Raw genomic sequence first — 9925 nt, 5'->3', positions numbered from 1 at the left:
CCCTAGGATACAGCTATAAAGGCAATGCCTCTGAAATAGCATCCGTTGAATTCGATACTGATAATATTGATGAGCTACGCGCTACAGACTACACCATCAGTTATCGCAATGACGCGTATAGCGTGACACGTAATGACAGTGGTGACGAGGTGGACTTCACATTGGATGGCGGAGTACTGTCCTTTGGTGGCGTTAATGTTGCCTTTGAGAGTACGCCACAGAATGGCGATAAGTTCGAAATTCAGCCTGTTCGTCGCGCCGGCCAGGATATGAAGGTGGCGATTACGGACGGGGATAAAATAGCCGCAGGTGATGCAGGCTTAGACGGTGAAGAAGGCAGTTCTCTTACTTCATTTAAACACTCGGGTGATTTAGCCGTTGATGATCTAAAGATGTCGCCAGGGGCATTCTCTAACCATAAAGAGTATACGTTAAGGCTGGATTCAGAGGGCAAGTTAACAGTAACACCACCGGATTCGACGATCCGCATTGATGGTCAACCTTTTGATGTAGATAATAGCATTTTAGATTTAGAAGAGAACAAAACGGTTGAAATAGATGGGATGAGCTTTACGCTTACCTCTACCTCACTCCCGGCCACTGATGAAACGGCGACGTTGACGGTTACCGAAAACATTATCGCGGCCTCGGGTGATAACCGTAACGCATTAGCTTTGCAAAAGTTGCAGAGTGAGGCAGTGGTGGGAGGCTCAGCCTCCGTTAGTTCTGCCTACGCCTCCATTGTGAGTGATGTCGGTAACCGTGCCAATATTACTCAGGTTAACCTGGACGCGCGTCAAGGACTAACCGATCAGCTGCGCGCGGTGCAGCAGTCTGAGTCTGGTGTAAACCTGGACGAAGAGGCTGCCAATCTGATTCGCTACCAGCAGTACTATATGGCCAATGCGCGTGTCATCGATACGGCGGGCTCTATTATGGACACCATTTTGAACTTGCGGAACTAACAAGAGGCTTAGGCGATGCGTATCAGTACGGTCACCATGTTTGAGCAAAGCACGGCGTCTCTTAACCGCCAGCAAAGTGATTTCTTGAAAGTCAGCCAGCAAATTGCCAGTGGTCGCCGCGTGGTGAATCCCTCGGATGACCCGCAGGCAGCGTCACGTGCTGTCGGTGTCGACCAGTCGAAAGCGATCACTGAGCAGTATGCGGCTTCGCGTATCTCCGCACGTAACTCTTTGGCCCAGACAGAGAGTATTCTTAACAGTATTAAGGATGGGATTATCAGTGCTAAAAATTTGCTCATTCAGGCATCTAGCGACACATTGAGCGATGTCGACCGAGAGTCCATTGCCAGTGAGCTGAAAGGCATCTATGAAACGCTGATTGGTCAGGCTAACGCGACGGATGGCAACGGTCGCTATATTTTTGGCGGCTACAAGGATAATGCTCCGCCATTTGTGAAGTCGGCTGATGGCAGCGTCGAGTATGTCGGCGACAGCAATGGCCGTGAGCAACGTGTTGATGCATCGCGTTTAATGCCGGTTACAGAGACTGGCGTAACTGTTTTTCAGCAAGTGCCCAGTGGCGCGGGTTATGTAGCTGAAGCTAACGCTGCGAACCTTGGCAGCGTAACCTTTAGCGGCCCACAAGTGGTGAGTGTGAATGCCCCTGACTATGGGGATAGTTTTCGTATAAGGTTCGATGAGAACGATGATGATGAGCCAATTTATACCCTGCAGAGGTTTGATGGCTCGGATTGACAAGATGTTGTTGGACAAGTTGAACAGCCCTACGATCCCAGTGGGCAACAGTTGAGCTTCGGTGGTGTTAGTGTAACGCTGAGTGGTGCCTCAGAAGCTGGCGATGAGATTCTCATCGCTCGGTCGGGCAGTGAGCAACGTCCTGCGGATCTTTTCCGTACTATGGAAGCTGCAATCCGAGTTCTGGAGACGCCTGCTGAAACGGCCAGCGAGAAGGCCGCGCTGCGCAATACGCTCAATACGTCCATGCGTGACTTGGACAATGCGATGGATAATGTATTGACGGTACGCGCTCCTGCTGGCGCAAGGCTCAATGAACTGGATGTCATCGATGCGGTGGGCAGCAACCGGATGCTCAACTATGAACAAACGCTATCTGATCTTGTAGACCTTGATTATGCCGCGGCGATCTCTGAATACAGCCTGCGACAGATAGGCTTGCAGGCAGCACAGCGTGCGTTCGTCGATGTCAAGGGAATGTCGCTGTTCGATTACATGTGACACATGTCTTGTCACGTTGATAAACGCCCAGCCACTCCTCTAGTGGCTGGGCGTTAGTTTATGGGGGCCATGGCTTCGATCAGCCCTTGAGTAAACATGATACCTTGGCTAAACAGCTGTTGAAGAAAGCTGCCAAGATCGGTCATCAAGACCATCAGCAGCGTCAGGCCCACCAGGATGGACGTGGGGAAGCCGATATTGAACACCGTCAGCTGTGGTGCCGAACGGTTCAGGATGCCCAACGACAAGCTAATAATGAGCAGGGGGCCTGCTAGTGGCAAGGCTAGCAGCATGCCGGAAGCAAAGATGGTGCCTGCATAGCGGGCAAGCAGCTCAAAAGCGCCAGGGTTTAGTGTCCCGATACCGATGGGCAGCGTGACAAAGCTCATGATCAGCGCTTCCAGCACCATCAGGTGGCCATTGAAGGCCAAAAACATCAACAGTGTCACCATATAGAGAATGCGCGATAACACCATGATGTTGGTGCCACTAGACGGATCAAAGAAACTGGCGAAGGCCAGACCCATTTGCAAACCAATGAATTCGCCCGCTGCCTGCACCACGGCAAACATGATATGCATGACCAAGCCAATGGCCAGCCCTATCAGCATCTGCTCGATGATGATACCCACGCTTGCCCAGGACATGAGCGCAACCTCTGGCATAGGGGGTAGCAAGGGAGCGATTACCACCGCGATGACGGCAGCGAGTGCCACTTTGACCTGATTAGGCACGCTGGAGTGGCCCCACAGCGGGGAAGCGGTCATGAAGGCCGTAATGCGCACGAAGGGCCAGAAAAACGCGACTAGCCAGCCCTGTAGCTGGGCAAAGGTGACCTCAACCACGGCCTACATCACCATCGCGGGAATATTACTGAATAGACGGTGTGTGAAGTCCGTGATCAAGCCGATGAGCCAAGGGCCTGCCACGACCAGTACGGTGAATACTGCAAGAATCTTGGGGATAAAGGTCAGCGTCATTTCGTTGATCTGCGTGGCAGCCTGAAACAGACTGACCAGCAGGCCGACGAACAGGGCGGCCAGCAGTATGGGGCCTGCCAGGAGTAGCATTACCCGCATACCCTGGTAAGCAAGGCTCATTACCATCTCTGGCGTCATGTTCGTTCTCCTTATCGGCCTGGCGGTACTAAATCATGTAAAAGCTCTCAGCCAGTGAGCCGATGATCAGTTGCCAACCGTCCACCAGCACGAACAGCATAAGCTTGAAAGGAAGTGAAATCGTGACGGGGGGGACCATCATCATCCCCAACGACATGAGTGTACTGGCCACCACGAGGTCAATGATCAAGAAGGGAATGAAGATCGTAAAGCCAATTTGAAACGCGGTTTTCAGCTCGCTGGTGACGAAAGCGGGGAGCAGTACACGCATGGGAAGCTCTTCCGGGCCTTGCATCGGGCCTATGTCGGCCAGGCGCACGAAAAGCGCCAGGTCAGGTTCCCGGGTCTGTGCCAGCATGAACTCTCTGAACGGAATTTGTGCCTGGAGTAGGAACTCTTCAAAGTTGATCGCTTCCTGAGTCAAAGGCACCCAGGCCGTATCGTACACCTGGCTGATAACGGGCGACATGACAAAAAAAGTCAGAAATAGCGCAATACCCAGCAAGACCTGATTAGGGGGCGTGGCCTGGGTGCCCATGGCGGTTCTCAGCAGGCTCAGTACGATGATAATGCGCGTGAAGCTGGTCATCATCAGCAGCATGGCGGGCAGGAATGCCAGTGAACTGAGGAAGAGCAGGGTTTGCAGAGACAGCGACCACTGTTGGCCACCATCGCCTGTTGGCTGTGAGGTCAGGCCGGGAAGCTGCTGCGCCTCTGCGGGCACGCAGAGCAGAGAAAACCAGCAGCCCAGTAATAGCAGGCTGAGGAACCATTTCGGTAGTGCCAGAGAGCGAAACAAAAGCAGAGCATGCGTCATGGTTTGGGCTGAGAGTCGGTGGAGTGCGGGGTGGCGGAATGCTTATGACGATAGCCGGCCAAGGCGCTGCTGAAACGTTGAGCAAAAGGCGCTGGTGAGCCTTCTGGATCAGGCTGCGCACGATCTTCGGGAGCGGGGCGCTCCTGGAGCTTGGTGACTTTCCCGCCACTAACTGCCAGCACCAGCCAGGTATCCTCGATTTCGACGACCACGACCCGCTCTCGGCTGCCAATGGCGGTGCTGCCCACGACACGTAGCTGCGCCCCATGGTCGTAACGATGCTGCTGCCAGCGTTTGAGCAGGGCAGTGCACACCAGTATGATCGCAATCACCAGAACCAGTGCAGCAGCGGTCTTTCCGAGGACGGCCATGCCGATAAGGGCATCGCCGCCGCTTAACGCGTCCACGGGCGTCGATGTCGTCGCGACACTCATCGGTTGAGTTTATGAATGCGCTCGGAGGGCGTGATGATCTCGGTAATACGAATGCCGTACTTATCCTCGATGACCACGACTTCCCCCTGGGCAATCAGGTAGCCGTTGATGAGAATGTCCATGGGCTCACCCGCCAGGCCCTCGAGCTCAATGACAGAGCCCTGGGCAAGCTCCAGTAGCTGCTTGATGGTGAGCTTTGTACGGCCAAGCTCAACGGTGAGTTTGACAGGGATATCCATGATCATTTCCAGATCACGGGTGGCACCACTGCTCTGTTCACCATTCAGAGGGAGGAAGACATCGTCACTGGCTGGCTTGGCCATGGGAGCTTCTTGTTCAGGCTCTTCACTGGCATCCGTTTGTTCGGCAGCCTCTTGCTCCGCCATCGCGGCAGCCCAGGGGTCATCATCGTCACTGGCGGCATCGGCGCTGGACGATGACTCTTCTTGTGCAGACATGGCTTCCGCCCAATCGTCATCAGAAACTTTTTGATCGGGTTTGTTTGGGTCTGTCATGCTTTGGGTTCCTTGGCTTTCTGTCGCGTTGAACCTTTAATAAAGTCCTGGGACGATACGTTATTCATGGCAGCATGGTCGATCAAGCGCAGAACGCGCAGTGCGCGCTGCTGCCGCTGGCTGCCGTACTCACACTCCATGACAGGTACGCCATCGACCCGCGCGGTAATCGTGGAGGGGATATCCATCGGCAATACATCGCCTTTTTTCAACCCCATCACGTGGGCAATGCGGCTGGGGATCTGAGCGAACTCTGCAATGAGTTCGACTTCAGACTGGCGAAGCTCGCTGGCCATGCGTCGTGTCCAGGTGCCGTCGCTGTCATGGTTGCTGTCATTGATCGGGTTGACCAACAGGTCTCTCAGCGGCTCGATCATGGCGTAGGGCATGCAGATTTGGAAGCTGCTGGATAAATTACCGACTTCGATATTGAACTTGGTATTGACGACGATCTCGTTGGGCGAGTTGGTAATGTTCGCGAATTTGGACTGTATTTCCGAACGCAGAAAGTGTACGTCCAACGGGTATACGACCTTCCAGGCTTCCTTATAGGCATCAATGGCGAGGTTCAGCAGGCGCTGAATGATACGTTGTTCGGTATTGGTGAACTCGCGGCCATCTGATTTCGTCACGAAGCGTCCATCACCGCCAAACAGGTTGTCTACCACCATGAAGACCAGGTTCGGGGGGAAGACCACCAGTGCGGAGCCACGCAGTGGCTTCATCGATACAATATTGAGGTTTGTGGGCACCGGGACGTTGCGAGAGAATTCGCTGAAGCTTTGGTAACGCACTGACTCGACGGTAATATCCGAGCTGCGACGAATCAGGTTGAACAGCCCATTACGAAAATAGCGCGCAAATCGTTCGTTGATAAAGTCCAGTGCATGCAAACGCTCCCTGATGACCCGGTGTTGAGTCGACGGGTCGTAGGGGCGTATGCGCGCTTCATCTGATGTGTGTGATGACGTAGCGGTCGGCTCATCATCACCACTGACGCCCTTCAAGAGAGCATCGATTTCTTCCTGGGACAGTAGATCGTCCTGCGACATGAACGGCTCCAGTACCCGGGATTATTGAACGATGAATTCGGTGAACAGCACTTCCCGGAGATCCAGGGGCGGCTGATTCTCAGTCAGGGGAACCGATAAACGACTGATAATGTCCTGAGCCAGCGCTTCCTTACCTTCGGTGGAGGTCAGCTCACTCGCTTGCTTGCCCGACAGGAGAATCAGCAGGCGGCTGCGTACCTGGGGCATGTGCTCTTCAATGATGGCTTTGCTCTGTTCGTTGCCTACGCGTAGTGTAATACCGGTATAGAGCAGGCGTGATCCGAAACGGTCATCGGCCAGATTGACAGTAAAAGGTTCGATGCGCGTAAAGACAGGTGGCGTCGGCGCGAGCGTCTGCTGCTGGGTTTCGCCTTCGGCTCCGCCCTGCTGGTCAAGAACGAGATAGATAGCCGCTGCTGCCCCTGCGGTGGAGAGCAATACCAGCATGATCATTACTATAAGCAGTTTTTTAGATCCGCCGCTTGATTCAGCCATTGTGATTCCCATGGTATTCATGCATGACACTCACCAGGCATTATGCCGAACGGGTGTGATCATGAAGAAACGAACAGGCTTATTGGAATAGCCTATCTCTTGGTTTAGCAGGCTGCTACTTTCGACAGCCCATGCTCCCTACTATGTACCTGGCGTTTTTCTCAGGCATATAAATCTACCCGGCCGTCCAGCGTGGTCGTCACCATGCTGTTTGTCTCTACTTCCGCAGCAACGTCCTGTGTGCTAGTCCCATGCTGTGTGCCTGTTTCCGGGTTTTGCTGTGAAAACGCTTGGCCGCTTGCATTTTGTTCACCGACAGAAGCATCAGTCAAAGCGATACCCTGTTCAGCCAGAATTTCTCGCAGTTGTGGTATAGCTTGCTCGAGCACTTGGCGGACCTGTGCGTGGGCCGTCAAAAAGTGAGCCTGGGCGCCATGCTCCGTCATTTTTAAAGAAATGGAGAGTGGGCCGAGTTCAGCAGGGTGAAGATTCATTTTCACCTGCTGTTCACCGCCAAGTTGGGTAATGTGAACCAGTTGCTGCCCAAGCTGTGATGGCCATGAAGGGCTTGAAACGGGCGCGCTTAGGGTAGCCTGGGTCGGTGTAATCGATGATGCTGACACAGAGGGCACTGCATTGTTAGGCGCCATTAGTGAGGGAGCTGCTGGCGCGGAACTCTGGGCGCCCTCTGGCGTTGCCAGACTCTGTATGACATTGGTGGGGGCAGTGTCAAAGGAGCTGCGTGCTAAAGCATTAGCCGTATCGCCTGTCAGGTTGGCATAAACACTTGTCGGCGATAGCAGCGGCTGTTTAGCTTGAGCGTCCAGCGTTTGGTAGATATTTGCAGTGCTATTACTCGCTATAACGAGCTGGCTAGTCACTGGGTTTAGTGATTGCAGCAGGGGTAGAACCTCGTGCTCTTCCAGTGACAGCTGTTCGGCAATCGAGCGAATAGTTGCTTCAACCACTGGAGGAGCGGGTGTCGTAGCAGTCTCCGTTTGATATGAGGTCATCAATGTTAGCCGCTGCGCGATTTCCTGAAGCTCGCCCTGAGAGGGCAGGGGTGCATCTAATGAGACTAACTCGGAGGATGATCGCTCAGCTTCGGACAAGACACTTGATGCAGGGGCGCTGCTGAGATAACCCATGAGCGCCTCGAGAGCCTCTGTATCCAATTGAATGCCCAGTGCATCAAGGGCGCTTGAAAAAGATGCAGAAGGAAGTGCATCTGATGAAGCGGTGAGCTGCGCAGATGGATTCGCTGCGTGAAGTAGGCGATGTTGTCCTTGCGATGCCAGCTGCAGCGTCTGGCGAAATAAACCATTGTTAGGTGAGTCACCTGAGGTTCTGGAAGCACTGCCTGTGGTGCTAGCATGGCCCTGACTCACGGAAAGTAGCATGTCGATATTCATATAAATCCCGGCGCCACGTTACAGCGGCTTATCAGGGCTCTGACGAGCCATACGGTTAGTGACCAACTCATCGTTGGCTTTCTGTTCATGCCTTGCCTGCCGTCGATGCTCTTCCAGCAAGCGTCGTGAGGCCAGTGTATCGTAAGAAGAGAGCCGACGCTGCTCCTGCTGCCAGTTCTGCTGGCTTTGCTGTACGCGTTTCTGTTGCGCTGCCAGGGCTTGACGTGCTCGGCTCAGTGCCGCATCAAGAGACGCCAGAAACTGCTGATAGTTATACATGGTGGCAGGGTCGATACCTTCTCTCATCGCCTGCTGCAGGCGTTCGGCGTACTCCACACGATAACGGCTCAGTGACGCTAGCTGCGCCTCCGTTTGTTGTTCCGTTTGGCGCTCCTGGGCTAGCAACTTTCCCGCCTGGTCCCGCGCATCACGCGCCAGGTCGGTCAGCATGTCGATCTGATGGTTACTCATTTAGCCTCCCACCACCGTGCGTAGCGCCTGGCGAGACTCGGCCAGCGTTGCGCACTCATCAATGTTTTGTTGTAAAAAGCGCTCCAGGCTTGGAAAGCGGTTGACCGCCTCGTCCAGTCTGGGGTCGTGTCCTGGGCTATAGGCGCCCACACTGATCAGGTCTCGGTTGCGTTGATAGCGCGAGAAGATCTGCTTGAAGGTGCGTGCTTCCTGCTGTTGCTCGGGCGTGACGATGGCCGTCATGGCGCGACTGATCGAGGCTTCGATATCGATGGCGGGATAGTGACCCGCCTCTGCCAGGGTGCGCGACAGCACGATATGGCCATCCAGTATGGCGCGGGCAGAATCGGCAATGGGATCCTGCTGGTCGTCGCCTTCCGTCAGTACGGTGTAAAAGGCAGTAATAGAGCCGCCGCCGCGCTCTGCGTTACCGGCTCGCTCTACCAGCCCCGGTAACTTGGCAAATACGGAAGGTGGATACCCCTTGGTGGCAGGAGGCTCACCAATGGCCAGTGCAATCTCGCGTTGGGCCATGGCGTAGCGGGTAAGCGAATCCATGATCAGCAGGACATTGCGCCCTGAGTCGCGAAAGCTCTCCGCAATGCGCGTGGCGTAGGCTGCCCCTTGCAGGCGCTGCAACGGCGAGGTGTCCGCAGGTGCGGCGACCACGACGGCACGTCGACGACCTTCCGGGCCCAGTATGTTGTCAATGAAGTCCTGTACTTCGCGGCCACGCTCACCAATCAGGCCGACCACGATCACGTCCGCTTCGGTATAGCGTGCCATCATGCCCAGCAGGACGGATTTGCCCACCCCGGAGCCCGCAAACAGGCCCATCCGCTGCCCTCTACCCACACTCAATAGCGCATTGATGGCACGAATGCCGACATCGATTTGTGCTTCGATGGGCGCTCGAGACAGCGGGTTCAAGGGCCTCGAGCTGAGCGTCGTGCGTGGCGCTTCCTCGAGGTTTTCTCGGTCATCGAGGGGCATGCCGTTGCCATCGAGTACCCGCCCAAGCAGTTCGTCGCCCATTGGAAAGCGGCGCGCGCTATGCCCGTTGCCATCGACCAGCGGTGTGACACGAGCACCGGGCATCAAGCCGGAAATCTCTTCAAGTGGCATCAGGAAAAGCTTTTCGCCTGAAAAGCCAACGACTTCCGCTTCGGCAAATTTATCGCTGTCGTTCAAGCGACCATCGGCGCCGGGTAATTCAATGTGGCAGGCGCTCCCTACGGCGACGCGTAACCCGACGACTTCTATGACCATGCCCGTGGCCCTGACGACCCTACCGCTGGTGCGGTAGTGAGGCAGGCGGCTGATGCGCTGAGTGGTGCGCTGAAGGGCTTTGCGCCAGCGGTGCTGATGCGGGCAGGAGAGCGTGTTCAT

At 55.0% G+C, this 9925-nt stretch carries 11 protein-coding genes and 1 pseudogene; 2 read left to right on the top strand and 10 right to left on the bottom strand.

What is annotated here, in order from left to right:
- Window positions 1-965: flagellar basal body rod C-terminal domain-containing protein (locus B7L72_RS18815; RefSeq protein WP_303245511.1), on the top strand; the 965-nt coding region annotated here is incomplete at its 5' end.
- A gap of 15 nt (window positions 966-980) precedes the next feature.
- A pseudogene (flgL, locus tag B7L72_RS01435) lies at window positions 981-2222 on the top strand (flagellar hook-associated protein FlgL).
- A 53-nt stretch (window positions 2223-2275) separates the two neighbouring features.
- Here flgL and fliR read toward each other — a convergent pair.
- The 10 genes from fliR to fliI form a co-directional block, all read right to left on the bottom strand.
- Entirely contained in the window at window positions 2276-3067 is a 792-nt protein-coding gene (gene fliR, locus B7L72_RS01430; RefSeq protein WP_081192139.1) for a flagellar biosynthetic protein FliR, read from the bottom strand.
- Between the two features lie 3 nt (window positions 3068-3070).
- Entirely contained in the window at window positions 3071-3340 is a 270-nt protein-coding gene (fliQ, locus tag B7L72_RS01425; protein ID WP_081139170.1) for a flagellar biosynthesis protein FliQ, read from the bottom strand.
- Window positions 3341-3368: 28 nt separating this feature from the next.
- On the bottom strand, window positions 3369-4157 hold the full coding sequence (gene fliP / locus B7L72_RS01420; protein WP_081139171.1) for a flagellar type III secretion system pore protein FliP: 789 nt from the start codon (window positions 4155-4157) through the stop codon (window positions 3369-3371).
- The gene (fliO, locus tag B7L72_RS01415) at window positions 4154-4591 is read right to left on the bottom strand and encodes a flagellar biosynthetic protein FliO (protein WP_081139173.1); all 438 of its coding nucleotides are present in this window, start codon (window positions 4589-4591) and stop codon (window positions 4154-4156) included. Before fliO ends, fliP begins: the two co-directional genes overlap by 4 nt.
- Window positions 4588-5106, bottom strand: coding sequence for a flagellar motor switch protein FliN (gene fliN, locus B7L72_RS01410; protein ID WP_081139174.1), 519 nt, complete (start codon window positions 5104-5106; stop codon window positions 4588-4590). The genes fliO and fliN overlap by 4 nt, the downstream gene beginning before the upstream one ends.
- Window positions 5103-6158 carry a flagellar motor switch protein FliM gene (gene fliM / locus B7L72_RS01405; RefSeq protein WP_081139176.1) on the bottom strand — a complete coding sequence of 352 codons (1056 nt, stop codon included), beginning with the start codon at window positions 6156-6158 and terminating at the stop codon, window positions 5103-5105. Before fliM ends, fliN begins: the two co-directional genes overlap by 4 nt.
- Window positions 6159-6179: 21 nt before the next feature.
- Complete coding sequence (gene fliL / locus B7L72_RS01400) at window positions 6180-6653, bottom strand: flagellar basal body-associated protein FliL (protein WP_081139177.1); 474 nt, start codon at window positions 6651-6653, stop codon at window positions 6180-6182.
- A 161-nt stretch (window positions 6654-6814) separates the two neighbouring features.
- Window positions 6815-8065 carry a flagellar hook-length control protein FliK gene (locus B7L72_RS01395; RefSeq protein WP_081139179.1) on the bottom strand — a complete coding sequence of 417 codons (1251 nt, stop codon included), beginning with the start codon at window positions 8063-8065 and terminating at the stop codon, window positions 6815-6817.
- An 18-nt stretch (window positions 8066-8083) separates the two neighbouring features.
- On the bottom strand, window positions 8084-8536 hold the full coding sequence (fliJ, locus tag B7L72_RS01390) for a flagellar export protein FliJ (protein ID WP_016915702.1): 453 nt from the start codon (window positions 8534-8536) through the stop codon (window positions 8084-8086).
- Entirely contained in the window at window positions 8537-9925 is a 1389-nt protein-coding gene (gene fliI / locus B7L72_RS01385; protein WP_081192137.1) for a flagellar protein export ATPase FliI, read from the bottom strand.

This window comes from Halomonas sp. BC1 (genome assembly GCF_002078135.1).
Taxonomy (GTDB): Bacteria; Pseudomonadota; Gammaproteobacteria; order Pseudomonadales; family Halomonadaceae; genus Vreelandella; species Vreelandella stevensii.
This window is presented reverse-complemented; position numbering and strand designations above follow the sequence as displayed.

Bases quoted from the DNA above. Each gene is read 5' to 3' on its own strand.
- fliQ (WP_081139170.1), bottom strand. From the start codon at position 3,340: ATGACGCCAGAGATGGTAATGAGCCTTGCTTACCAGGGTATGCGGGTA.
- fliP (WP_081139171.1), bottom strand. From the start codon at position 4,157: ATGACGCATGCTCTGCTTTTGTTTCGCTCTCTGGCACTACCGAAATGG.
- fliO (WP_081139173.1), bottom strand. From the start codon at position 4,591: ATGAGTGTCGCGACGACATCGACGCCCGTGGACGCGTTAAGCGGCGGC.
- fliN (WP_081139174.1), bottom strand. From the start codon at position 5,106: ATGACAGACCCAAACAAACCCGATCAAAAAGTTTCTGATGACGATTGG.
- fliM (WP_081139176.1), bottom strand. From the start codon at position 6,158: ATGTCGCAGGACGATCTACTGTCCCAGGAAGAAATCGATGCTCTCTTG.
- fliL (WP_081139177.1), bottom strand. From the start codon at position 6,653: ATGGCTGAATCAAGCGGCGGATCTAAAAAACTGCTTATAGTAATGATC.
- B7L72_RS01395 (WP_081139179.1), bottom strand. From the start codon at position 8,065: ATGAATATCGACATGCTACTTTCCGTGAGTCAGGGCCATGCTAGCACC.
- fliJ (WP_016915702.1), bottom strand. From the start codon at position 8,536: ATGAGTAACCATCAGATCGACATGCTGACCGACCTGGCGCGTGATGCG.
- fliI (WP_081192137.1), bottom strand. From the start codon at position 9,925: ATGAACACGCTCTCCTGCCCGCATCAGCACCGCTGGCGCAAAGCCCTT.